Annotated in this window: 24 protein-coding genes; 9 read left to right on the top strand and 15 right to left on the bottom strand. The window is 69.9% G+C overall.

Going from position 1 to position 21,958, the window contains the following annotated elements; all coding sequences use genetic code 11:
* Position 1: 1 nt before the first annotated feature.
* From E3T61_RS15810 to E3T61_RS15795, 4 genes are all read right to left on the bottom strand, one after another.
* Positions 2 to 865 (bottom strand): ABC transporter permease, encoded by an 864-nt coding sequence (locus tag E3T61_RS15810; protein WP_134641764.1) that lies wholly within the window; start codon positions 863 to 865, stop codon positions 2 to 4.
* Positions 862 to 1,665, bottom strand: coding sequence for an ABC transporter permease (locus E3T61_RS15805; RefSeq protein WP_134641763.1), 804 nt, complete (start codon positions 1,663 to 1,665; stop codon positions 862 to 864). The genes E3T61_RS15810 and E3T61_RS15805 overlap by 4 nt, the downstream gene beginning before the upstream one ends.
* Positions 1,665 to 2,486, bottom strand: a complete 822-nt coding sequence (locus E3T61_RS15800; RefSeq protein WP_420898491.1) for an ABC transporter ATP-binding protein — start codon at positions 2,484 to 2,486, stop codon at positions 1,665 to 1,667. The genes E3T61_RS15805 and E3T61_RS15800 overlap by 1 nt, the downstream gene beginning before the upstream one ends.
* Positions 2,487 to 2,610: 124 nt before the next feature.
* Positions 2,611 to 3,699 carry an ABC transporter substrate-binding protein gene (locus E3T61_RS15795; RefSeq protein WP_241992613.1) on the bottom strand — a complete coding sequence of 363 codons (1,089 nt, stop codon included), beginning with the start codon at positions 3,697 to 3,699 and terminating at the stop codon, positions 2,611 to 2,613.
* A 345-nt stretch (positions 3,700 to 4,044) separates the two neighbouring features.
* On the opposite strand from E3T61_RS15795, the gene add reads away from it, so the two are divergent.
* The 4 genes from add to E3T61_RS15775 all read left to right on the top strand — a co-directional run bounded on the left by add (position 4,045) and on the right by E3T61_RS15775 (position 9,007).
* Positions 4,045 to 5,076, top strand: coding sequence for an adenosine deaminase (gene add, locus E3T61_RS15790; protein ID WP_134641761.1), 1,032 nt, complete (start codon positions 4,045 to 4,047; stop codon positions 5,074 to 5,076).
* Between the two features lie 154 nt (positions 5,077 to 5,230).
* Complete coding sequence (gene allB / locus E3T61_RS15785; RefSeq protein WP_134641760.1) at positions 5,231 to 6,604, top strand: allantoinase AllB; 1,374 nt, start codon at positions 5,231 to 5,233, stop codon at positions 6,602 to 6,604.
* Positions 6,605 to 6,674: 70 nt separating this feature from the next.
* A complete protein-coding gene (pucL, locus tag E3T61_RS15780; RefSeq protein WP_134641759.1) occupies positions 6,675 to 7,583 on the top strand; it encodes a factor-independent urate hydroxylase in 909 nt (302 codons plus the stop codon).
* Positions 7,583 to 9,007, top strand: coding sequence for an amidohydrolase family protein (locus tag E3T61_RS15775; protein WP_134641758.1), 1,425 nt, complete (start codon positions 7,583 to 7,585; stop codon positions 9,005 to 9,007). The genes pucL and E3T61_RS15775 overlap by 1 nt, the downstream gene beginning before the upstream one ends.
* Before the next feature lie 24 nt (positions 9,008 to 9,031).
* Here E3T61_RS15775 and E3T61_RS15770 read toward each other — a convergent pair whose 3' ends face one another.
* The 3 genes from E3T61_RS15770 to E3T61_RS15760 form a co-directional block, all read right to left on the bottom strand.
* Positions 9,032 to 9,397, bottom strand: coding sequence for a hypothetical protein (locus E3T61_RS15770; RefSeq protein ID WP_134641757.1), 366 nt, complete (start codon positions 9,395 to 9,397; stop codon positions 9,032 to 9,034).
* A gap of 54 nt (positions 9,398 to 9,451) precedes the next feature.
* The gene (locus E3T61_RS15765; protein WP_134641756.1) at positions 9,452 to 9,967 is read right to left on the bottom strand and encodes a DinB family protein; all 516 of its coding nucleotides are present in this window, start codon (positions 9,965 to 9,967) and stop codon (positions 9,452 to 9,454) included.
* A gap of 109 nt (positions 9,968 to 10,076) precedes the next feature.
* Complete coding sequence (locus tag E3T61_RS15760; RefSeq protein WP_134641755.1) at positions 10,077 to 10,562, bottom strand: GNAT family N-acetyltransferase; 486 nt, start codon at positions 10,560 to 10,562, stop codon at positions 10,077 to 10,079.
* A gap of 70 nt (positions 10,563 to 10,632) precedes the next feature.
* Between E3T61_RS15760 and E3T61_RS15755 the strand changes: the two genes are divergently transcribed.
* Together E3T61_RS15755 and E3T61_RS15750 are read left to right on the top strand one after the other, a co-directional pair.
* Positions 10,633 to 11,088, top strand: a complete 456-nt coding sequence (locus E3T61_RS15755) for a bleomycin resistance protein (RefSeq protein ID WP_166793271.1) — start codon at positions 10,633 to 10,635, stop codon at positions 11,086 to 11,088.
* A 48-nt stretch (positions 11,089 to 11,136) separates the two neighbouring features.
* Positions 11,137 to 11,862, top strand: a complete 726-nt coding sequence (locus E3T61_RS15750) for an SOS response-associated peptidase (RefSeq protein WP_134641754.1) — start codon at positions 11,137 to 11,139, stop codon at positions 11,860 to 11,862.
* A 51-nt stretch (positions 11,863 to 11,913) separates the two neighbouring features.
* On the opposite strand, the gene uraH is transcribed toward E3T61_RS15750, so the two are convergent.
* The gene (uraH, locus tag E3T61_RS15745; protein ID WP_134641753.1) at positions 11,914 to 12,258 is read right to left on the bottom strand and encodes a hydroxyisourate hydrolase; all 345 of its coding nucleotides are present in this window, start codon (positions 12,256 to 12,258) and stop codon (positions 11,914 to 11,916) included.
* Positions 12,255 to 12,806, bottom strand: a complete 552-nt coding sequence (gene uraD, locus E3T61_RS15740) for a 2-oxo-4-hydroxy-4-carboxy-5-ureidoimidazoline decarboxylase (protein WP_134641752.1) — start codon at positions 12,804 to 12,806, stop codon at positions 12,255 to 12,257. Before uraD ends, uraH begins: the two co-directional genes overlap by 4 nt.
* An 84-nt stretch (positions 12,807 to 12,890) precedes the next feature.
* Here uraD and E3T61_RS15735 point away from each other — a divergent pair, with 84 nt between their 5' ends.
* Entirely contained in the window at positions 12,891 to 13,535 is a 645-nt protein-coding gene (locus tag E3T61_RS15735) for a nucleotidyltransferase family protein (protein WP_134641751.1), read from the top strand.
* Between the two features lie 7 nt (positions 13,536 to 13,542).
* On the opposite strand, the gene E3T61_RS15730 is transcribed toward E3T61_RS15735, so the two are convergent.
* The 5 genes from E3T61_RS15730 to E3T61_RS15710 form a co-directional block, all read right to left on the bottom strand.
* On the bottom strand, positions 13,543 to 14,388 hold the full coding sequence (locus E3T61_RS15730) for a MurR/RpiR family transcriptional regulator (protein ID WP_241992612.1): 846 nt from the start codon (positions 14,386 to 14,388) through the stop codon (positions 13,543 to 13,545).
* Positions 14,385 to 15,692, bottom strand: a complete 1,308-nt coding sequence (locus E3T61_RS15725) for an allantoate amidohydrolase (RefSeq protein ID WP_134641750.1) — start codon at positions 15,690 to 15,692, stop codon at positions 14,385 to 14,387. The genes E3T61_RS15730 and E3T61_RS15725 overlap by 4 nt, the downstream gene beginning before the upstream one ends.
* Complete coding sequence (locus tag E3T61_RS15720; RefSeq protein ID WP_134641749.1) at positions 15,689 to 16,879, bottom strand: pyridoxal-phosphate-dependent aminotransferase family protein; 1,191 nt, start codon at positions 16,877 to 16,879, stop codon at positions 15,689 to 15,691. The genes E3T61_RS15725 and E3T61_RS15720 overlap by 4 nt, the downstream gene beginning before the upstream one ends.
* Positions 16,880 to 17,004: 125 nt before the next feature.
* On the bottom strand, positions 17,005 to 18,633 hold the full coding sequence (locus E3T61_RS15715) for an AtzH-like domain-containing protein (protein WP_134641748.1): 1,629 nt from the start codon (positions 18,631 to 18,633) through the stop codon (positions 17,005 to 17,007).
* Positions 18,626 to 19,708, bottom strand: a complete 1,083-nt coding sequence (locus E3T61_RS15710; protein WP_134641747.1) for an acetamidase/formamidase family protein — start codon at positions 19,706 to 19,708, stop codon at positions 18,626 to 18,628. The genes E3T61_RS15715 and E3T61_RS15710 overlap by 8 nt, the downstream gene beginning before the upstream one ends.
* A gap of 141 nt (positions 19,709 to 19,849) precedes the next feature.
* Here E3T61_RS15710 and E3T61_RS15705 point away from each other — a divergent pair, with 141 nt between their 5' ends.
* Both E3T61_RS15705 and E3T61_RS15700 read left to right on the top strand, forming a co-directional pair.
* Positions 19,850 to 20,566 carry a YoaK family protein gene (locus E3T61_RS15705; protein ID WP_241992611.1) on the top strand — a complete coding sequence of 239 codons (717 nt, stop codon included), beginning with the start codon at positions 19,850 to 19,852 and terminating at the stop codon, positions 20,564 to 20,566.
* Between the two features lie 107 nt (positions 20,567 to 20,673).
* Entirely contained in the window at positions 20,674 to 21,276 is a 603-nt protein-coding gene (locus tag E3T61_RS15700; RefSeq protein ID WP_134641746.1) for a GNAT family N-acetyltransferase, read from the top strand.
* 86 nt (positions 21,277 to 21,362) lie between these two features.
* Here the strand turns inward: E3T61_RS15700 and E3T61_RS15695 are convergent, their stop codons facing one another.
* Positions 21,363 to 21,944 (bottom strand): hypothetical protein, encoded by a 582-nt coding sequence (locus tag E3T61_RS15695; RefSeq protein ID WP_134641745.1) that lies wholly within the window; start codon positions 21,942 to 21,944, stop codon positions 21,363 to 21,365.
* Positions 21,945 to 21,958 lie beyond the last annotated feature (14 nt).

Below are 21,958 nucleotides of genomic sequence, written 5' to 3'. Positions count from 1 at the left end.
ACTAGTTACTCGCGCTCTGGTCCATGCCCATCCGGCGCAGCACCAGGTTCTCGGCGAACTGCGCTACACCGTAGAGCACCATCGAGACGATGGTGATGACCACGACGGACGACCAGACCTCGAAGTTCTTGACCTGCGAGACCGCCACGACGATGCCGTAGCCGAGACCCTGGCCGGTGGCAAGCCACTCGGCCAGCAGGGCACCGGTGATGGCGCCGGGGATGGAGATCTTGATGGCGGCGAAGAACGACGGCAGCGAGCTGGGCAGAGCCACCTTGCGAAGGGCGGTGAACGGGGTGCCGCCATAGACGGCGATGACATCACTCACCTGCGGTGACCCTGATCGCAACCCGAACGCGATGTTCACCAGTGCCGGGAAGAGCACCACGATGGCACCTGTGACCACGGCGATGCTGGGTCCGCGACCGGTGATCAGGATCAGCACCGGAACGAAGGCCACCAGCGGCACGCTGCGGAGCAGCAGTGCGATGGGCATCAGGGCGTGCTCGATGCCCTTCGACAGGGTGAACAGGGTGGCCAGAACGAGGGCGATCAGTATGCCGGCGACGAACCCGAGGAACGCGTCGGTGAGGGTGACCCCGAGATTGGTCAGGATCAGGGCCCGGTTTTCGGCGGCCGCCGGCAGCGTGAAGAGCCAGTTGAAGACATCCAGCGGACCCTTGGCGATGAACGGCGAGATGCCGAGCAGCAGGATCAGGCCCTGCCAGGCCGCGAGGACGATGACGAGGGTGAGCAGGCCCGTGGCCAACGCCCGACCGATGTAGGCACCGACGCCGCGGGCCTGCGCGCCTGTGCTCTTGGTCAGAACGGCCGGCTGGCCGGTGACGACGGTCTGGGCACTCATGAGCTGCTCCGTCCGGTGGTCCAGGGGGTGGCGAAGCGGGAGATCAGGGCGAACAGAAGGTAGCCAAGGCCCGCGAGCAGGCCCGCGACGAGGGCGAGGCTCCAGACGCGTTCAACGTTCGCGGCGTTGCCGGCCGCGAGCATGGCCAGGCCAAGGCCGCGTTCGGCTCCACCGAGGTACTCACCGAGGATCGCGCCGAGCAGGGCCGCCGGTGCCGCGATCTGCAGGGCGTTCAACACGCTCGGCATCCCGGCGATGAGGCGCACCTTGCGCAGCTGGGTGAACTTGGACCCGCCGTACACGCTGACCAGGTCGAGGCTGGCCGCGTCGGCGGCCTTGAGGCCCACCAGTGAGCCGACCACCGTGGTGAAGAACACCGAGAGGGCGGCCAGGAACACTGCGGTTCCGGACGGGTCTCCGCGCGGCGGACCGATCACGATGTAGGCGATCGGGCCGATCGCCACGATCGGCACGCAGTAAGTGATCACGGCGATCTGCAGCGCGATCTTCTCGATGCGCGGCACCACCAGCACCAGGCCGGCCAGCACCAAGGCCAGGCCGTTGCCCCAGAGGAATCCGATGGCGGCTTCACTGAGGGTCATGGTGATGTGCGGCCAGTAGAAGCCGATGCCGTCGCCGGCGAACTGGCGAAGCACGTCGGCCGGGGTGGGGATGGCGCCGCCGGGCACCGAGCCGGCGTTCTGGAAGATCGTGAGCGCGCTGATCCACCAGAGGGCCACCACGACGACGATCCCGAGCAGACCGGTCGCCCAGCCGGGCAGACCGCGGGTGACCGGCATCAGTGCGCCCCGGCGGAGGCCGGGGTGTCGGCGCCGAAGAGCAACTCTGACGCCCGGTCGTGCAGGGCGTGGAATTCAGGGGTGCGCATCATTTCGGGCAGGCGTGGGCGGGGCAGGTCGATTTCGATGACCTCCTTGACGCGGCCGGGCCTGGGGCTCATCACGGCGACCTGGTCGCTGAGGAAGATGGCCTCAGAGATACCGTGCGTGACCATCAGGGTCGTCGCGGGCTTCTCGGTCCAGATGCGCAGCAGCTCGATGTTGAGGCGTTGGCGGGTCATGTCGTCAAGGGCGCCGAAGGGTTCGTCGAGCAGCAGCACCGAGGGCTTCAGAACCAAGGAACGGGCGATCGACACGCGCTGGCGCATCCCCCCGGAGAGCTGGGCCGGTTTGGCCTTCTCGAAGCCGGTGAGTCCGACGAGCTGGATCAGTTCGGTGACGTAGTCCTCGTCGACGGGCATCCGGGCGACCTCGAACGGAAGTTTGATGTTGCTGCGCACGCTCCGCCAGGGCAGCAGGGCGGAGTCCTGGAAGGCGATGCCGAGTTCGTGGCCGCTGCGGAGTTCGGCGGGGCTCTTCCCGTCGACCCTGGTGGTGCCGCTGGTGGGGTTCTCGAGGCCGGCCAGGATCCGCAGGATCGTGGATTTGCCGCAGCCGGACGGGCCGAGGAGCGACAGGAAGCTGCCCTTGTCGGTGTGCAGGTTCGCGTTGTCGAGGGCGACGACCTCCTTGCGCCCGACCGAGAAGGTCTTGTGCAGCCCTGAAATGTGCAGGCCGGTCCCCGAAGTGGTGGCGGGGAGATCGGTGTCGATCGTGCTCACGTCGTACATTCCTTACTGGGCGTCGTCAAATACCGATAGTTCAGTATCGCCGACGGCACCCGCCTCAAATAGGCGGGTGCCGCGGCAAGCCGAACTGTGGAGCGACTGTGTGTGGTGGGACCGGTTACTTGCTGTAGGCGATGAGGTCGGGGTTCTCCTCGTAGACCTCGGCCAGCAGGCTCATGTCGAACAGGGTGTCGGCGTCGATGTCGATGCCGGCGGCCTTCAGCGTCTTGATGGATTCCTTCTGCAGGTCGTCGCTGATGGTGAACAGGCCGTTGGCCTTGGTGTCGTCGCTCACGACGAGGTCGGTGGCCTGGATCTCCGCCTGGCGGGTCTCCTTCTCCATGGTCAGCCCGAGGTCCTTGCCGTAGGTGTCCACGGTGAGGGTGGCGGCAGCGGTGGGATCGTTGATCGCGTCGGCCCAGCCCTTGATCTCGGCGACCAGCAGGGCCTTGAGCATCTCGCGGTCGTTCGCGATCGCGTCGTCAGAGGCCGTGAAGGTCTCGGCGACGAACGGCAGGCCGTTGTCGGCCAGCGGCAGGTTGACCGGGTCGAGACCGGCCAGCTCGGCGTCGATCGACTCGTTGGTGAGGTACGCGAACCAGCCGTCGACCTCGCCGTTGAACAGCGGGGTCGGGTCGTACTCGACCGGAACGACGGTGATCGTGGACGGGTCGATCTCGTTGACCGCGAGGAACGCCTCCCACAGGCTCTGGTTGCTGGCCTGCACACCGATGGTCTTGCCCGCGAGGTCGTCGAGGGTGGCGATGTTGCCGACGCCCTTGAGCGAGAGGATGGTGAACGGGTTCTTCTGGTACGTCGCGCCGATGATCTTCAGCGGTGCGCCCTCCTCGGCGATGACGGTGCCCGTGGAGATGGCGTTGCCGATGCCGATGTCGACGTTGCCGGAGAGGACGCCGGCTTCGGCGGAGGCCGGGCCGGGAATCAGGTCCACGGAGTCGAAGCCCGCTTCGGTGAAGTAACCGGCGTCATCGGCCACGAACTCGCCCATGAACTCGGTGTTCTTGATCCAGGAGAGCTGGATGCTCGCGTCGCCGAACGACGCGGCGTCGCCGGAGCCGTCCGCGGAGGAGCCGGCATCGCTCGCGCAGGAGCTGAGGAGCAGGGTGAGCGCAGCCGCGACGGCCACTCCCTTACCCATGCTCGTGACTGATCGACGGGTGATCATGGAAATGGGGGCGTGCGTCATGACGCTGGTCCTCTCGATGGTGCTCGGGGGTTGCCGTGGAACTCAACGGCGTGCTGGGGCGGATTGCCTGCTGTGTGAATGTGATGTCGTGAAGTGACGCTGTGCTGCTGTCGTACTGTCGTGCTGGGTGGGGCTGGTGTGATTGTGGTGTTTCACGGCACCGCATCCGCTGCAACAAACGTTCGGATGACTCGAACACTAATTGCTGAGTGTGACGCCATGAAGACCACAACATTTCCGGCTCATTACGTCCGAAAAGGCGTGCTGAAACGTGGGATTCCTCCCCGAGCAGCCCCGGAACCCTGGCGTGATAGCGTCACGGGGTCCGCCCAGAAAGGAACCCCAATGTCTACAGCCATCGTACCGACCCCGGCCTTCGTCGTCGGCCTGCCCAAGGCCGAGCTGCACCTGCACCTCGAAGGCACCCTCGAGCCCGAACTCAAGCTCGAGCTGGCCCGTCGAAACGGTGTGGACATCGGCCAGAGCACTGTGGAGCAGGTGCGCGCCACCTACGAGTTCGACTCGCTCGCGAGCTTCCTCGGCGTCTACTACCCGGCGATGAACGTTCTCGTCACCGAGGCCGACTTCTACGACCTCGCCACCGCCTACTTCCGCCGCGCCGCGGCCGACGGCGTGCGCCGGGTGGAGGCGTTCTTCGACCCGCAGGCGCACACCTCCCGGGGCGTGAGCATCGAGACAGTGATCCTCGGCTACCACCGGGCCGCCATGGATGCCGCCGACCTCGGTGTCTCGGCCGAGCTGATCCTCTGCTTCCTGCGCGACTTCTCCGCCGAGAGTGCGCTGGAGACCCTGACATCCGCACTGCCGTACAAGGACCGGTTCATCGGCGTCGGTCTCGACTCCGACGAGCGTGAGAATCCGCCGGCCAAATTCGCCGCGGTCTTCGCTCTGGCCAGGGAGAACGGGCTCAAGCTCACGATGCACTGCGATATCGACCAGGCCGGCAGCATCGAGAACATCCGCCAGGTCCTCGAAGACATCCAGGTGGACCGCATCGACCACGGCACCAACATCGTGGAGAACCCCGAGCTGGTCACCCTGGTGCGTGAGCGGGGCCTGGGGCTCACCTGCTGCCCGGTGTCGAACAGTTTCGTGACGGCCGACATGAAGGCCGTCGAGATGGTGGCCCTGATGAACTTCGGCGTGCTGGTCACCGTCAACTCCGACGACCCCGCCTACTTCGGCGCCTACGTGGCCGACAACTACCTGGCGCTGGCCGAGAAGGCCGGACTGGACACCTCCGAGCTGGTGCTGCTGGCCAAGAACTCGTTCCGGGCGTCGTGGCTGTCCGACGACGAGAAGGCGGCCTATCTGGCGTCCATCGACGACTACGTCGCAGGGTACCCGACGGCATAGGGTCACCCGTCACGTCGGTGTTTCACCGACCGCGCACGTCGTGTGTCCGACAGGTTTCGGAACCCCGGAACGACGGCTGAACGAGTTCACTAGGGTGACAGAAGAGGCCTCGACGAGGCCCCCGAGACGCTCTCGAACCGAGAAGGAGAACCCGATGTACGACCTGGTCATCCGCTCGGCTCGAGTGCTCGCCCCGGACGCGTCGGCTCCGGGTTTCGCGCCGGCCGCCGTGGCGATCACCGACGGCGTCGTCCGCGCCATCGAACCCTGGGATGCCGCGCTCGAGACCGTTGTGGACATCACCCTCCCGGCCGGCCAAGTGCTGCAGCCGGGCATCGTCGACTCTCACGTGCACGTCAACGAGCCCGGCCGCACCGACTGGGAGGGCTTTGCCAGCGCCACCCTCGCCGCTGCTGCCGGCGGGGTCACCACCATCGTCGACATGCCGCTGAACAGCATCCCGCCGACCACGACGGTAGCCGCGCTCGAGCTGAAGCGTCAGGCTGCCGCGCCGCAGGCCACGGTGAACGTGGGTTTCTGGGGCGGTGCCATCCCGGCCAACCTCGGCTCGCTCGAGCCGCTGCATGACGCCGGTGTCTTCGGGTTCAAGGCCTTCCTCTCCCCCTCCGGCGTCGACGAATTCCCGCACCTCTCCCCCGCCGAGCTCGAGGCCGCGGCCACCGAGATCGCCGGCTTCGGCGGTCTGCTCGTGGTGCACGCGGAAGACCCGGCCGTGCTGGAGAGCAGCCAGAATTCCGGCGGCAGCCACTACCGGGACTTCATGGCCAGCCGGCCCGACGCCGCGGAGGACGCCGCCATCTCGCGCGTGATCGACGTCGTGCGGCGCACCGGTGTGCGCGCCCACATCCTGCACCTCTCGTCAGCGCAGGTGCTGCCGAGGCTGGCCGCCGCCCGCGCCGAGGGTCTGCCCATCACCGTGGAGACCTGCCCGCACTACCTCAGCTTCGCCGCCGAGAGCATCGCGGACGGCGCCACGGCGTTCAAGTGCTGCCCGCCGATCCGCGGCGAGGGCAACCGGGACCTGCTCTGGCAGGGCCTGGCCGACGGCGTCATCGACCTCATCGCCTCCGACCACTCGCCCGCCACCCGCGAACTCAAACTCGGCCACGGCGGCGACTTCGGCCTGGCCTGGGGCGGCATCTCCGGGTTGCAGCTGAGCCTGCCCGCCGTCTGGACCGCGGCCAGGGCTCGCGGCGTGGCACTGGAGCAGGTACTGCACTGGATGGCCGGGGCAACCGCCGGTTTCGTGGGAGTGCCGGCCGGCCGGATCGCCGTCGGCGCCGCGGCCGACCTGGTCGCGTTCGCACCCGATGAAGCCTTCACCGTGAACGTCGACACCCTGCGGCACAAGAACCGGGTGAGCGCCTTCGACGGTGCAACCCTGTTCGGTCGGGTACACACCACCTGGCTGGCCGGCGACGTGGTCTACGCGCTCGATGGTGACGCGTCGGGCCCGCCAGTCGCATCCGCCCGGCCCCCCGCCGGTCGCCTGCTCAGCGCCCGTTGACGACTCGCTGCCCGCTGACCCCCTGCTTTCCCGACCGACGCCTCACGCCGAACCCCCGAAGGAGCACCACATGTCGATAGTCCTCGGACCCAACCGCTACGGCAAGGCGGAGAACCGCATCGTGCGCATCTACCGCGACACGCCCCGTCACGAGATCCACGACATCAGCGTCTCCACGGCGCTGCACGGCGACTTCGCCGACGCGCACCTGGCGGGCGACCAGCTGCAGGTACTGCCCACCGACACCCAGAAGCAGACCGCGTACTCCTTCGCCAAGGAGAAGGGCCTGCTGTCGATCGAGAGCTACGGGCTCGACCTGGCCACCCACTTCGTCGACCACATCACTTCGGTGGCCGGCTCCCGGGTGGAGATCGAGGAATTCGCCTGGGAACGCGTCGTCGTGGACGGCACCGAGCACGACCACACCTGGGTGCGGCGCGGCCAGGAGGTGCGCACCGCGGCGATCTCCGTGGAGGGCACCGGCGACGAGCAGCAGATCTGGGTGGTCGGCGGTCTGAAAGACCTGATCCTGCTCAAGTCCACCGGGTCCGAGTTCTCCGGCTTCATGCAGGATCCGTACACGCTGCTGCAGCCCACCAACGACCGGGTGATGGCCACGTCGCTCACGGCCGGCTGGCGCTTCACCGACCACACCGACGTCGACTGGGAGGCCACCTACGCGGGCATCGCGGCGATCCTGAAGACCCAATTCGCCGTGGTGCACTCCCTGGCCCTGCAGCAGACCCTCTACAAGATGGGCCAGGCCGTACTCGAGGCCTACCCGAACATCGCCGAGATCCGGTTGTCCGCCCCCAACAAGCACCACTTCCTCTACGACCTCTCGCCGTTCGGTGTGGAGAACAACAACGAGGTCTACCACGCCGCCGACCGGCCGTACGGGCTCATCCAGGCATCCGTCATGCACGACGACGCCACGGATGCCGGTCCGGCCTGGGATTCGTACACCGGGCTGGTCTGATGAGCGTCGCCGCCACATCCTTGGGGCACGTCTACCTCGGCCACGTCTTCCACGTCACCGGCTCCCCCACTCTCGCCGAAGCGCCGGCCCACCTGGTCTCCCTGCCCCAGGGCGCCCTGGTCACCGCATCCGACGGCACCATCGCCTGGGTCGGCCGGGCCGCCGACCTGCCAGCGGGCTTCTCGTCTCTGCCGGTGACCGACACCGGGGGCGGCTTCATCCTGCCCGGCTTCGTCGACACCCACATTCACTTTCCGCAGACCTACTCCACGGATGCCTACGGCGGAGGCCAGCTGCTCGAGTGGCTGGACAACTGTGTGTTCCCCGCCGAGACCCGGCTGCAGGACGACGAGTTCGCCGCCGCGATCGCCCGCGACTTCACCCGGCGGCGCACCGCGGCGGGAACCACGAGCGCCCTGGTGTTCGGCTCGGCGTTCCCGCACGCCCAGGACGCGCTGTTCGCCGAGTCGGAGCGGGCCGGGCTTCGCCTGGTCAGCGGCCGCGGCATCCAGACCGTCGGGCCGGAGTCGGCCAGCGCCCTGGTCACCTCGGAGGCCCGTGCCCTCGACCTGGTCGGCGACGAGATCTCTCGCTGGCACGCCCGCGACACCGGGGACCCGCGCACGGCGCTGCTGCAGGTCGCCGTGGTGCCCAGGTTCAGCCTGTCGGTGACACCGCACACCCTGGCGGCGCTCGGTGAGCTCTACGACGGGGTGCGCGGCGACGGGGTCTACTTCCACAGCCACCTCAACGAGAACAACCGCCCGGAGACCGGCGAGATCGACGTGGTCAAGGCCATCTACCAGGTTGAGAACTACCTGGACACCTACGACGGGAAGTTCCTGCCCGGCTCCGTCGTCGGCGGGTCGAGCCTGCTCGGGCGCCGCAGCATCCTGGCGCACGCCGTGCACTGCGAGGACGTCGAGCTGTCCAGGCTGGCCGAGACCGGCTCGTCGATCGCGCACTGCCCCACCTCGCAGCAGTTCCTCGGCTCCGGCACCATGCCGTGGACTCGCACCACGGGCTTCGGCGTGAACGTGGCGCTGGGCTCGGACATCGGCGCCGGCGACGAGTGGCTGATGAGCCGGGTGCTCAACGACTGCTTCAAGGTGCACCTGTCCGAGCCGGGCGACGCGGGCCTGTCGATCAGCCCCGCCGAGCTGCTGTTCACCGCCACCCTGGCCGGTGCCCGGGCGCTCGACATGGAAGAGCGCTATGGCAACCTCGATGTGGGCAAGGATGCGGACTTCCTGCTCATCGAGCCCGACCGGTGGGAGCCGCTCGCGGCGGTGCTGGCCAACGGCATCCGCGCCGACGACGAGGCCATGGCCACCGACCAGACCCTGTTCGCCCTGTTGATGGCCCTCCGCCAGCCGGCCATCACCGGTGTCTTCGTGCGGGGCCGCCGCGTCACCGCCCCGTAACCCCGCCAAGCTGGGCTGGGGCGCTCACCCCAGGAGCAGGAGCGAGCCGAGCAGCACCACGACCGGGGCGATCAACAGAACGCCAAGGCCGCCGAGCAGACCCGTGAGCGCGGTGCCGCGGCGGTAGCCGCCGAGCTTCGCCGCGCGGCCGACGCCGATGCTGCCCAGGACGATCGCCCAGATCGCCAGGCCCGTCGCGGTGGCGGAGCCCAACCAGGACACAAAGACGCCGAGGCTCTGCGACGAGGCCAGCCCGATAGCAAAAACCCACGAGCCGACGAGCACGCCGAGCGCCCACAGGAACACCGTGCGCGCCCCCACCGCGATCTGGTTGTTGTTCCACCCGTCGGCGGGAACGGATGGCGGTGCCCACTGGGTCGATGCGCTCATGCGCACACCGTAACCGGCGTGCGCGCCGAGGGGAACCGCCAGCCCGGCCAACTGTTACTCGCCGACGGTCCCGTCCACGGCCTCGCGGATCAGGTCGGCGTGGCCAGAGTGCCTGGCCGTCTCCTCGATCAGGTGCAGCAGGATCCAACGGAGGCTCCACACCTCGCCGTCCCGGCCCGGCGTGACCACGAGCTCGTCGAGGCTCCGGCCGGCTGTGGCGCGGCGGCTGCGTTCGCAGGCCACCCGGTACAGCGCACGCAGCTCGTCGGGGTCGTCGTCGGCGGCGCTCGTGAACTCCCAATCGCGGTCCTCGTGCCACGGAGCGCTGCCCCAGGGTTCGAGCTCGTCGTCGGAGCGGCCGAGGAACCTGGACTGGATCCAGCGGTCCTCCACGAAGGCCAGGTGTTTGAGCAGGCCGGCCAGGGTGAGGGTGGATGGCGCCACCGCGACGTTGAGGCCCGCCCGGTCCAGCCCCTCGGCCTTGAGCAGCAGGGTCTCCCGCTGATAGTCGAGGAACTCGTCCAGCGACCGGTGCTCGTCGGTGGCGGGATGTGGGTCGGTGCGCGTCATGACCTCAGCCTTCCACAGCCCGAGGCTTCTACGGCGCGACTGTTGCCCGTGCGGACAAATGTGCCCGGCGTACCGGGACCATGTGTCCGACGTGGCAACAGTTGCCGCGTCAGGGCGTGCGAGTGGCCTGAAGCAGGCATGCGGATGCGGCGAAGCCGGCCCGCTCGTACGCGGTGACGGCACCGGCCGTCGAGTGCACGGTGACCCGCTCGAGGCCGGCGTCGAAGGCTCGCTCAAGGACGGCAGCGAGCATCCGCCCGCCAATGCCGAAGTTTCGTTCGGCAGGGACGACGTACACACTCTGCACGTCGCCGGAGGCCCGCACCGGCGCCCGCGAACTCGGCACGCGGGCAATCGTGGCCAGCCAGGCCATGCCCACGACGGTCTCGCCGCGGCGGGCGATCGTGCAGTGGTGCGACGCGCTGTGCGCCAGCGCCCATTCGGCGAAGACCCTTACGAACTCGTCGAGGCTGACGACGGGATCGCCCTCGTTCTCCAGGACCCACCGCCAGCGCAACCCGGCCAATGCCGGCAGATCCTCTGGGGTGGCACTCTCGATCAAGACTTCGCCGGGTGGACTCGATTCGTGGCTCATGAGTCGATTGTGGCGGAGCGGACGCCCTCAGGAAGCGGATAGCGCACGGCTCGCCGCCATACTGGAACGCATGAGCGCAGCAGGCACCGACACTTCCTCGTCGCCGGAGCCGGTGTTCTTCCCGGATCTGGTGCCCGAGCTCCTGATCGAGGATCTCGCTGCCAGTCTGGACTTCTGGGTCGGCCTCTGTGGCTTCGAGGTGCTCTACGACCGGCCAGATGACGGTTTCGCGTACCTGCGCACCGGCACCGCCCATCTGATGCTCGAGCAGGTCGGCGTCGGGCGGAACTGGATCCCCGGCGCCCTGGAGCGCCCGCTCGGACGCGGCATCAACTTTCAGATCATGCTGCCCGACATCGCCGGGCTGCTCGAGCGCCTCGCCGCGGCCGAGTGGCCGCTGTTCATGGCCGCAGAGACCAAGTGGTACGAGACCGGGGCCACCCGGGCCGGTGTGGCCCAGTTTCTGGTGCAGGACCCGGACGGCTACCTCGTACGGTTCTCGTCTCGTGTGGGTGCCCAAAGCTGAGCCGGTCCACGCGTGACTCGGTGGCGCTGACGGGGTACTCTCGCCCTCATGTGCGGCAGATTTGCGATGAATGAAGACGTCGACGACCTGATTCGGGATTTCGTCGCGGCCGGCGGCCGCGCCGGCGACTGGCGGCCCAGCTACAGCATCGCGCCCACCGACCCGGCCCCCATCGTGCGCGAGTGGCAGCCAGAGGGCGCCGAGCATCCCACCAGGGAGGTGACGCTCGCCACCTGGGACTGGCCCCAGCCGGCCGGGGCACCGCGTCGCGGGCCCATCATCAACGCCCGGCTCGAAAAGCTCGACCAGCGTTTCTGGGTCGGCGCGTTCTCGAATGCCCGCTGCATCGTGCCGATGCTCGGTTACTACGAGTGGACCGGAGAGAAGGGCGCCAAGCAACCGCACTTCATCCACGGCGACGGTCTGCTCGCCGCCGCCGGGCTCAGTTGGGCGTCGAAGGACGCCGACGGTGGGTGGTCCCGCGTCTTCGCCGTGGTCACCCGGGAGGCCAGGGATGCCTCCGGCGAGGTGCACGACCGGATGCCGGCCTTCCTCGAACCCGACACCTGGGCGACCTGGCTGAACCCGCAGTCGATCACCGCGGCGAACCCCACCGAGTCGGCGAAGAACCGCACGGCCATGATCGACCTGTTGGACCGCACGTCCACCGCGGTGGCGGCCACCATACGCACCCGCTTGGTGGACCGCAGGGTGAACAGCGTGCGGGCCATCGACCCGCAGGATGCGAGCCTGGTGGCGGCGCTCGACGTCTAGCGGCCGGGCCGACCCGGGCGCGCTTCCGGCAACCCACTAGCGCGGTCCGGCTCAGCTGCCCCGGTAGGTGGAGTACGCGAACGGGCTGAGCAGCAGCGGCACGTGATAGTGCGCCGACTCGTCGGCCAGCTCGAAGACGATGGTGACGTGCGGGTAGAAGGTCGCCTGCCCGCGGGCGGCGAAGTAGCTTCCGGTGTCGAAGGTGATGCGGTACCGCCCCGCGGAGACGGCCTCTGGACCGAGTTCGCTGACCCGGCCGTCGGCATCCGTCTGCGCGGTCGCCACCTCACGCCAGCTGCCGTGTGCGTGGTGTTCGAGCACAACGCTGATGGCTGCAGCGGGCCGTCCGGTCACCGAATCGAGCACGTGGGTCGTGATGTGACTGCGCGCGCTCATCGCGGGGCGTCCTGCGAGGCGGCGGAGTCGGGGGTTGCGGATTCGGGCACCGGGACATCCTGCCACTGCAGGGCCAGAACTCCCAAACGGAGTAGGGCGATGTCGCGCAACTCCGAGCCGACGATGCCGGCCTCGGTGTGGTCGTCGAGGGCCAGCCGGCGTTGCAGTTCGGCGAGGATCTCCCGGCGGCTGCGTCCGGCCGCCCGGATGAGGAAGACCCGGCCGAACCGCTCCTCGTAAACCCGGTTGCCGTCGGCGATGGCCGCTGCGAGCTCGGCGTCGTCGGCATCGACCGAGGCCTGCTCGGTGCGGGAGAACCCAGCGGCCGGCGAGGTGCCGGTGGGCCTGTCGCCGATCCGCGGATGCTCCGCCATGGCCTGGTCGATCTCACTCCTGGGCAGCGGGGTGGCGGCCACCCTGGCGGTCTCGATGAGCTCGGCGGCCGAGGCAAAGGGCGCGTGACCGGCGACCTCGTCGGCCCAGCGGGGCACGGCCAGGCAGGCGAGGAGCGCGGTGCGCAGATCGTCGCCGGCGGGAATCGTGGTCATGGGGTCCTCCGGATGGCGATCGTCGGTCGAGAAGGGTGGCGAGGTCGAGGAGCGGGTTGGGCCGCGGCCCGTACGATGACAGGCATGCATTCCGACGATCTCACCCGGCCGGCACACGCGCCGCGGGTGGCCGGGCTGGTCCTGGCCGCCGGCGCCGGCAGCCGGTACGGACGCCCCAAGGCGCTGGTCGTCGAGGCGACCGGGGAACCCTGGCTGGTGCGTGCCGCCCTGGCCCTGGAGGCCGCCGGCTGCGATCCGATCCTGGTGGTGCTGGGGGCGAGCGGTGCCGAGGCGGAGAGCCTGCTTCGCGCAGCTTCCGACAGGTTCGAGCGGCCGGACAGGCTGCGGGTTGTGCAGGCGCAGGACTGGGCAGCGGGACTGTCGGCGTCCCTCGATGCCGGGCTCGACAGGCTGCAACGCGACAAGCCGGAGACCGACGGTGACGCCGTGACCGCAGTGGCCCTGGTTCCGGTGGATGTGCCCGACCTGAATGCGGCCATTGTGCGGCGGCTGGTCGACGCCGTGACGCCGGATACCCTCCGGCAGGCGCACTTCGCGGGACTGCCCGGGCATCCGGTGGTCATCGGCCGCGAGCACTGGGCGCCGCTGCGAGCGGCCCTGACCGGCGACACCGGCGCGCGACCGTACCTGGTGGCGCACCGGGTCACCGCGGTGCCCTGCGACGACCTGGGCACGGGCCTGGACGTCGACGAGCCGTCGACCGCATGAGTCGTGGTCACCAGGGTGCTTCGAGTTCCTCGAGGTCTTCATAGACGCTCGTGATGGCCGCGATCCGGGTGCGGCTCTCGCGCACCTGAGCGCCCATCGCGCCGGTGGCCAGCAGGTTCACCAGGCTCATCGCCGTGGCGTAGCTGTCGAACGCCGACACCGAGTCCACCGGGCATTCCAGCCAGTGCGTGGCCTGATCGGAGTACTTGCGGGCCGAGGAATCGGCGATGAGCACCAGCGGCACGTCGCGGCGGCGAATGGCGGCCACGATGTCGCCGAAACCGGACACGCGGCGGCGGAAGCCCATCAGCACCACCACGTCACGCGGGCCGAGACCGGCCAGCTCTTCGCCGAGCGACTGGCCGGGCAGCGGCGCGAGCCGCACGTGGTCGCGTGCCTGCACCAGCTGCTGCCGCAGGTGCAGCGCCAGCGGGTAGCTGTTGCGCAGCCCCACGATCACCACGTTCTGGGCCGACTGCACCAGCCGGGCGGCGGCGTCGAGCCGGCCGTCCTCCAGGGTCACCAGCAGGCGGCGCAGGTTGTCGTGTTCGGCTTCGGCGTGCGCGGCCAGCCTCGACGGTGTGCCGGCGGAGGCTCCCGGACCGCCGAGCGGTGCGCCCAGACTGCGGAGTGCTCTGGCGTGCTCGCGCACCTCGGCGGAATCCTGGAAGCCGAGGCGGCGGAACAGCCTGGACACTGTGGCCTTGGACACGCCGCTGAGCCTGGCCAGCTCCGACGCGTTGTACACCGCGAGGTCGCTCATGTGGTCGAGGATGAAGTCCGCGGCACGCTGTTCCTGCGGCGAGAGTTCGCCGTACCGGCCGTCGATGCGCTGGCCGATGTTCATGGTCATGCGGGGTCCCGCGGCTGCTGCGCCTGGGCGGGGTGCGCGTCGGCCAAGGCCAGCACCGCGGCCTCGAAGGCATCCAGCGCCCGGGCCACATCGGCTTCGGTGACGGATTCGTCGGGGTGGTGGCTCACTCCCCCGGCGCAGCGCACGAAGAGCATGCCGATCTCGGTGAGGTGGGCAACGGCCATGGCGTCGTGGCCGGCCATCGAGAGCAGCTCAAGCGGTTCGGCTTCGGCAGCGGCGCCGGCACGGATGCCCGCAGCCTCGATGCCCGCCGCGATCACCCCGCGCAACCTGTCGCTGCAGCGCGCCGCGGGCGCCGAGTGCGTCTGGTGCACCGCGACGTGCAGGCCGCGGGCGGCGCAGATCTCGTCGAGCAGGGCCTCGATCTGCTGCCAGACGCTGTCGCGGTCCGCATCGAACCGGCCGCGCAGGTCGAGGCTGAACTCGGCCCGTCCGGCGATCACGTTCACGGCGTCGGGGAACACCTCGAGGTGCCCGACCGTGGCGATCAGGTCGGCGCCGCGGGCGAGCCGTTCGATGGCCACGATGGCCTCGCTGGCGCCGGCCAGGGCGTCCCTCCGGTGGGTCCAGGGGGTGCCGGAGTGGCCGGCCTTGCCGGTGACGGTGATCTGGAAGCGCCGGGCGCCGGCGATCGACGACACGATGCCGAGCGGCAGGTCGCGCTCCTCGAGCAGCGGGCCCTGCTCGATGTGGGTCTCGAGGTAGCCGACGAAGTCGTTGGAGGTGCGGGCGGCGGCGGTGATGGCGGCCGGGTCGAGGCCGAAGGCCAGAAACGCGTCGTGCAGGGTGGTTCCCGCCTCGTCTGTCAGCTCCCACCAGGCATCCAGCCAGGTGCCGGCCAGCGCCCGGCTACCGAGCAGCGCGGTGCCGAACCGGGTGCCCTCTTCGTCGCCGAAGGCCACGACCTCCAGCGCGAACGGCAAGGAACGACCGCTGGCCTGGATGCGGTCGACCACGGCGATGGCGGTGAGCACGCCGAGGATGCCGTCGTACCGGCCGGCCGAGGGCACGGTGTCCAGGTGCGAGCCGAGCAGCAGCGCGGGCAGCCCGGGGGTTGCTCCCTCGAGGCGGCCGCACTGGTTGCCCGCGGCGTCCTGCCAGGTGGCCATGCCGGCGTCCCTCATCCACCCGGCGGCCAGGGCGTTCACGGCAGCGTGCTCCGGCGAGAGGTAGACCCGCTCGATCAGGCCGTCGGGCGCACTGGTGTGGGTGGCGAGTTCGTCGCAGCGGTCGAGTACCGCGGCGGCGCCGGTGCGGTGGATGCTGTCGGTGAGCGCAGTCATGAGCCGGCGGCGTCCTGGTACACCTCGTATGCGGCGCCCACTCCGCCGCCGCCGGTCACGGTGGCGCCGGAGCGGCGCAGCACCTGCTCGAGGGCGGCCAGGGTGGTGAGCACGGTGTCCTTGCGGGCGTTGTACCCCATGGTGCCGATGCGCCAGACCTTGCCGTGCAGCGGGCCGAACGAGGTACCGATCTCGATGCCGAAGTCGTTCAGCAGCTCGCCGCGCACGGCGTCGCCGGTGACGCCCTCGGGGATGCGCACGGCCACGACGTTGTTCATCCGGTGTTCGAGGTCGCCGAAGACGGCCAGGCCCAGGCCCTGCACACCCGCGAGCATCGCGGCACCGTGCAGCCGGTGCCGCTCAACGGCCGCGTCGATCCCCTCGTCCACCAGCAGCCGGGCGCACTCCCGCGCGCCGTAGAGCATGGTGGTGGCCTCGGTGTGGTGGTTCAGCCGTTTCGGGCCCCAGTAGTCGAAGATCATCGACAGGTCGAAATAGTTGGAGCGGATCGGGTGCGCGCTCACGGCGTCGCCGGCCTCGCGGATGCCCGCTTCGATGCTCTTACGGGCATTGATCACCTCGACAGCGCGGGGCGAGAAGGTGGCGGGGGCGGAGCCGGAGGGGCCGCCCAGGCATTTCTGCAGGCCGGCGGTCACGGCGTCCAGGCCCCAGGCATCCGCCTCGAAGGTGTTGCCGGCCAGCGACGCGGTGACGTCGGTGTAGAACAGCACACCGTGCCTGGCGCAGATGTCGCCGAGCTCGTCGAGCGGCTGGGCCACGGTGGTGGAGGTGTCGCCGTGCACGATCGCCAGCAGGGCCGGCTTGGTCTCGCGGATGGCCTGCTCGATCTGGGCGGGGGTGAACACCGTGCCCCACTCGACCTCCCGCACGTGCACCTCGGCGCCGGCACGTTCGGCGATCTCGCGCAGCAGGTGGCCGAACCGGCCGAAGATGGGCACCAGCACCCGGTCGCCGGGGCTGATCAGCGACACCAGAGCCGCCTCGATGCCGGCCCTGGAGGTCCCGTCGATGAGCAGGGTCTGCTCGTTCGTGGTCTTGAAGACGCCCCGGTAGAGCTCCATGGTCTCGTTCATGTACGCCGTCATCGACGGGTCGTACTGGCCCACCAGCTGGGCGGACATGGCGCGCAACACCCGCGGGTCGGCGTTCACGGGGCCCGGGCCCATCAGCAGACGGGACGGCGGATTGATCGGCAGACTGGAAATGACTGTTTCACCCTTCGGCTGTTCTGAATCATGTGTTTCAGGTGCCCAGTTTACGCAACAGGTGTTTCAGTCGTGTTTCGCGCGGTTCACGTCCTCGGCGCGAATCCGGCCGCGAGTCCCCGGTCGAATCCCGCCCCGATATCGATGAGGGCGAGGTCGGTGTGCCGCGGCCCCACCAGGCAGAGCCCGACCGGCTTGCCCTGAGCCTCGAAGAGCGGCACCGACAGCGCCGGGTAACCGCCGATCCCGGCCAGGCTGGTCATCGTCAGCGTCGCGGTGCGGGTCGCGTCGATGGCGGCCGCGCTCGTCTGCCGCGCCGGGGCCGTCGACGACGCCGACGGCAGCAGCAGGATGCGCCCGTCCAACACCGTGTCCAGACGCTCCCGGGCGGCGGCCAGAGCGGTGCGTGCCTCGGCCTCGGCTTGCGGGTCGCTCCGGGAGGCCGTCTCGAACCGGCTCGCGACGGCGGCCCCGAGTGCGCCGGGGTGGGCGGTGACCCAATCCCCGTTGGCCCGCCAGGCCTCCGCGGCCTGAACGATGCGGAAGATGCGCAGCAGTTCGGCGAGATCGCCGAGGTCGACCAGGTCCGGCGGCGGCAACAGGGCGGTGTCGGTGAGCCGGTCCAGCCCGGCGACGAAGGCCGTCTGCACGTCCTCGTCAGCGGCGAAGACGAGCGCACCGGACACCGCGAACCTGGCAGGCTCCGTGTCCTGCTGCGCTGTGATCTGCAAAGCGGGGTCGAGTGAGGAGGCGGCGGCGGCCCGCAGCACGCCCGGTGTGCGGGTGAGCCAGCCGACGGTGTCGAACGAGGGAGCCAACGGCATCAGTCCGGTGCGGTCCACGGCGCCGTGAGTGCTGCGAAGCCCCCAGAGGCCCTGGTACGACGCGGGCACCCGGATGGAGCCCGCCGTGTCGGTGGCCAGGCCGATGCTGGCCTGGCCCAGGGCCACGGCGGCGGCCGGTCCGCTCGACGAGCCGCCCGGCAGGGCGCCGGGCACCCGCACGTTGGGCGGGGTGCCGTAATGCTCGTTGTCGCCGGCGATGCTGTACGCGAACTCGTCGGTCCGGGCGATACCGGTGACGCTCGCGCCGGCGCCGAGCAGCGCCGCGACGGCCGGGGCGGTCCGGGTGGCAGGCATGGCCTCGCGCAGGTAGGCAGGGTTGCCGGCGCCCACTGTGAAGCCGGCGATGTCATAGAGGTCCTTCACGGCGACGGTCTCGCCGGCCAGGGTGTCCGAGGCGTCGTCGGGGGCAGCCACCAGCGGGGTGCCCACCAGCCGCCACACCGTGGGGTTGATCGCGGCCGGCGGCGCGGCCACCTGGGCCACCTCCACCTGCCAGGTGCCTTCTTCGCCGAAAGCCCAGAGCTGGGTGACCAGGCCGGCGCCGCCGGCATCCGGGGTGTTGACCGAGACGATCACGGCGTGCCGCGGGTCGATCACCCGCACGTGCAGCGACCGGATGCCCCTGGCCACCGTGCCGGCGCGGGCGCCGCGGAAGCCGCTGATCGTGTCGTGGCCCACCAGCAGACCGGTGGCGTCGCCGCGCAGGGTGTGCTCGCCGGCGGCGAAGTAGGCGTCGAGCGCGGCGAGGTCGTTCGTGGCCAGGGCATTCTCGTACCCGGCGAACGCGGCCAGCAGGCCATCCGGCAGGTCGCCGGCCACCGTGGTGGGTGTGGGCACAGCCGAATCGGGCACAGCCAGCGGCTCAGACATCGAAGTCCGCCACCCGGATGCGGGCGTGCACGCCGGTCACCAGGTCGACCACCTGGGAGATGTTGAAGTCGGTCGCGGCACTCAAGTACGCGTAGGCGAGGGTGCGATCCATCCCGTAGCGCGCGGCGAGCAGGTCGATGGCGGCACGCACGCACCGGCGCACGGCCTCGTCGAGGTCGGCGTCCATGCCGGTGGGCACCAGGAACTCGCTCGTCTCGGCCAGCGGCCCGACCAGTTCGCCGAATGCCGCGAGAGCATCGGCCTGGGTCACCACGTCGAAGCGGATGGTCACCCGCAGGGACGCCTCCATGGCGGTGAGCGCCACCTCGCCGTCGCCCTGGGCGAAGTGCGGGTCGCCCACGTAGGCCAGCGCGCCGTGCACCTGCACGGGCAGGTACAGCGCCGAGCCCACGGTGAGCAGGTTGATGTCGATGTTGCCGCCGTGCGCGCCGGGCGGCACCGAGTGCGGGCGTTCAGCGCCGGCGACGGCGACGCCCATGATGCCCAAGAACGGGTTGAGCGGAAAGTGCACGCTGCGCGGGCCGCCGGGCACGAGCGGCAGGGTGCCGACCTGGCCGGACTCGGTGTCCTCGAGCGCGGCGAAGACGCTCACGTTGCCCTCGCCGAGGGGGTATTCGCCAGGCAGGGCGCCGCGGCCGTGCCGGTTGGAGATCACGCCGTACGGCACCCGCGGGGTGGCCTCGAGCACGGTCATCTTGAGCAGGTCGCCCGGCTTCGCGCCCCGCACGTGGATCGGGCCGGTGACCAGGTGCGGGCCGTCCAGCCGAGGGTCGCGCGGGCTGTCCGAGCCGGCCAGCAGCACGGCGTCGTCGAGCACCCCCGCCCGGTCGACACCGTGGCCGGCGAAGAAGGCCACCGGGTCGCGGCCCTGGTCTTCGAGCACGCCCTCGTGGCTGATCGTGTCGATGGTCACCTCGGTGCCGGCGTCGATCGTGAGGGCCGGGGCATCCGTCGCACAGGGCAACCGGCCCCAGAGCACGGTGGCCGGGGTGGCGGGCAGGTAGTGCGCGGCGCGGATGGGCCCGGTGCCGGGCTGCAGGATGTCGAATGGCATGACGCGCCTTTTCGGATCGTGGGGCGGGAACCGGATCGTCGCCGGCTGGCCGGCGCATCCCCGTTGGTCGAGAGTAGCGCCAGTTTTGCGCCAGGCACGACCAGCCACTACCGTGACAATTCCCGAGCCGATAGGACCGCCGTGCCCTCCACTCCCGTCATCCACCGTCTGCGCAGCAAGCCGGATCACCTGCACCTCGGCCTGATGCTCGCTCTCACCTTCTCCACCGGGGTGGCGGATGCGGTGGGGTATCTGGGCCTGGACAAGGTGTTCACCGGCAATATGACCGGCAACGTCGTCATCCTGGGCATGGCCATCGCCGGCGCCGATGACCTGCCCGTGGTGGGCCCGCTCATCGCCCTGTTCACCTTCATGATCGGTGCCGCGGTCGGCGGCCGGGTGCTGCGCCACGTGAAGTTCGGCTGGACCACAGAGGCAACCGTGCTGTTCGGCGCGGTCGGCGTGATCATGGCCGTTCTGGCGGTGTTCCTGTTCGCAGTGGGCGGCACGCCCCCGGCACCGTTCGACCTGATCGTGACCGGGTTCCTGGCCGCCGTGATGGGCCTGCAGGCCGCCGTGGCCCGCCACATCGCGGTGAAGGACGTCACCACGGTCGTCGTCACCTCCACCATCACCGGCTTCGCCGCGGACTCCCGCTTCGGCGGCGCCAAGAACCAGCCCTGGTTCCGCCGTCTGGCCGCTATCGTGCTGATCCTGGCCGGCGCCGGTGTGGGCGCCCTGCTGCTCATGGTGCACATCGGTTGGGGCATCGCCCTCACCGCGGTGATCACCCTCGCCGTCACCGCGATCGGCCACGCCGCCGGCCGCCCGCACCACGCCCCGGTGGCGCAGGCCTGACCCGCGCCGGCGCCTCAACCCCGGCAGAGTCCGTAACTCCTGCTAGATTCCCCCGACAGGCCCACAACCGGCCAATCGGGACCAACCGGCCGAGAATTGCAGGAGTTATGCTCGCGCGCACGCCGTGGCCCGTCGCCTCTCGGCTGGAGTCCGAACGCCTGACTCTGACGCCGCTCTCGGTGGACCATGCCGCTCCGATGGTCAGCGTGCTGGCCGACGACGCGCTCTACCGCTTCACCGGGGGTGAACCCCCGACGCTGGAGCAGTTGCGGAACCGGTACGCGGCCCAGGTCGTCGGCGGCACGCAGGACGGCACGCAGCGGTGGTTGAACTGGATCGTGAATCGGCGGGATGCGGCTGTGCCCGTGGGATTCGTGCAGGCCACGGTCCACTTGGGCACTGTGCTTCCGGGCACCGTGCTTCCGGGCACTGTGCTTCCGAACGCTGGGCTTCCGGCACCGGATGGCGTGGTGGCCGACCTGGCCTGGCTCATCGGCAGCGCGAACCAGGGCCAGGGTCTCGCATCCGAAGCCACCCGCAGGATGATGCGGTTCCTGCGCGGCCAGGGCATCACCGGGTTCGCAGCGTTCATCCACCCCGACCACGTCGCATCCCAGACGGTGGCCCGTCACCAGCACCTGCACCCCACCGCCCACGTGCACGACGGCGAGGTGCGGTGGGAGTCGGGCCGCGAGCAGACAAGGAAATAGTGAGTTTGTCTTGAACCCAAGTGCAATTGCGGCCTAGAAAACTCACTATTTCCCTCTAACCGTGCGCGTGGCGCCGGAGCCTGCGCTCACCCGAAGGGCATCACGGCCATCGCGGCCGTCATGACCGACATGCTCAGCAGGTTGCCGCGCTCCGGCGTGCTGCGCTGGCCGACGAGCACCATGGCGGCGGCGGCGAGCACGAAGAAGGCCCCGGCGACACAGACCACGGCGACGAAGATCGACACCGAGTGCGGATGCGTCATGTCGCCCGCGCCCGCGCCCCCGGTCATGGCCCCGCCGGTCATTGCACCGCCCAGGGCGATCTGCCCGGCTACCACCACCAGCCCGAGCTGGTGCAGCAGGTGCAGGTGCCGACGGCCCACCGCCGCGGCGGGGGATGCAGCGTGCGCCGACAGGGTGTGCACCGCCGTCGGCAGGCCGTGCCGCCACCTGGCGGCACCGGCGGACACCATTGCCCAGGCCAACAGGATCACGGTCCAGGCCAGCGGAGCGAGGCCGACCAGCCCGAGGGCCAGGTCGGCCATGGCCGCGGCCATGAGCACCGTGCCGCCCACGGCCGTGACCGACCGGGTGCGCCGGCTGCCGAGCACACAGCACAGGCTCGACGCCGCCGCGACGATCATGATCAGGTGCAGGGTGGGAATCATCCGGGCTCGCCTCC

Source organism: Cryobacterium lactosi (assembly GCF_004403945.1).
In the GTDB taxonomy this organism is placed as follows: domain Bacteria; phylum Actinomycetota; class Actinomycetes; order Actinomycetales; family Microbacteriaceae; genus Cryobacterium; species Cryobacterium lactosi.
The sequence above is the reverse complement of the archived record's forward strand: the minus strand, read 5'-3'. Positions and strand labels throughout refer to the sequence as shown.

Bases quoted from the DNA above. Each gene is read 5' to 3' on its own strand.
- E3T61_RS15810 (WP_134641764.1), bottom strand. From the start codon at position 865: ATGAGTGCCCAGACCGTCGTCACCGGCCAGCCGGCCGTTCTGACCAAG.
- E3T61_RS15805 (WP_134641763.1), bottom strand. From the start codon at position 1,665: ATGCCGGTCACCCGCGGTCTGCCCGGCTGGGCGACCGGTCTGCTCGGG.
- E3T61_RS15795 (WP_241992613.1), bottom strand. From the start codon at position 3,699: ATGACGCACGCCCCCATTTCCATGATCACCCGTCGATCAGTCACGAGC.
- add (WP_134641761.1), top strand. From the start codon at position 4,045: ATGTCTACAGCCATCGTACCGACCCCGGCCTTCGTCGTCGGCCTGCCC.
- allB (WP_134641760.1), top strand. From the start codon at position 5,231: ATGTACGACCTGGTCATCCGCTCGGCTCGAGTGCTCGCCCCGGACGCG.
- pucL (WP_134641759.1), top strand. From the start codon at position 6,675: ATGTCGATAGTCCTCGGACCCAACCGCTACGGCAAGGCGGAGAACCGC.
- E3T61_RS15775 (WP_134641758.1), top strand. From the start codon at position 7,583: ATGAGCGTCGCCGCCACATCCTTGGGGCACGTCTACCTCGGCCACGTC.
- E3T61_RS15770 (WP_134641757.1), bottom strand. From the start codon at position 9,397: ATGAGCGCATCGACCCAGTGGGCACCGCCATCCGTTCCCGCCGACGGG.
- E3T61_RS15765 (WP_134641756.1), bottom strand. From the start codon at position 9,967: ATGACGCGCACCGACCCACATCCCGCCACCGACGAGCACCGGTCGCTG.
- E3T61_RS15760 (WP_134641755.1), bottom strand. From the start codon at position 10,562: ATGAGCCACGAATCGAGTCCACCCGGCGAAGTCTTGATCGAGAGTGCC.
- E3T61_RS15755 (WP_166793271.1), top strand. From the start codon at position 10,633: ATGAGCGCAGCAGGCACCGACACTTCCTCGTCGCCGGAGCCGGTGTTC.
- E3T61_RS15750 (WP_134641754.1), top strand. From the start codon at position 11,137: ATGTGCGGCAGATTTGCGATGAATGAAGACGTCGACGACCTGATTCGG.
- uraH (WP_134641753.1), bottom strand. From the start codon at position 12,258: ATGAGCGCGCGCAGTCACATCACGACCCACGTGCTCGATTCGGTGACC.
- uraD (WP_134641752.1), bottom strand. From the start codon at position 12,806: ATGACCACGATTCCCGCCGGCGACGATCTGCGCACCGCGCTCCTCGCC.
- E3T61_RS15735 (WP_134641751.1), top strand. From the start codon at position 12,891: ATGCATTCCGACGATCTCACCCGGCCGGCACACGCGCCGCGGGTGGCC.
- E3T61_RS15730 (WP_241992612.1), bottom strand. From the start codon at position 14,388: ATGACCATGAACATCGGCCAGCGCATCGACGGCCGGTACGGCGAACTC.
- E3T61_RS15725 (WP_134641750.1), bottom strand. From the start codon at position 15,692: ATGACTGCGCTCACCGACAGCATCCACCGCACCGGCGCCGCCGCGGTA.
- E3T61_RS15720 (WP_134641749.1), bottom strand. From the start codon at position 16,879: ATGGGCCCGGGCCCCGTGAACGCCGACCCGCGGGTGTTGCGCGCCATG.
- E3T61_RS15715 (WP_134641748.1), bottom strand. From the start codon at position 18,633: ATGTCTGAGCCGCTGGCTGTGCCCGATTCGGCTGTGCCCACACCCACC.
- E3T61_RS15710 (WP_134641747.1), bottom strand. From the start codon at position 19,708: ATGCCATTCGACATCCTGCAGCCCGGCACCGGGCCCATCCGCGCCGCG.
- E3T61_RS15700 (WP_134641746.1), top strand. From the start codon at position 20,674: ATGCTCGCGCGCACGCCGTGGCCCGTCGCCTCTCGGCTGGAGTCCGAA.
- E3T61_RS15695 (WP_134641745.1), bottom strand. From the start codon at position 21,944: ATGATTCCCACCCTGCACCTGATCATGATCGTCGCGGCGGCGTCGAGC.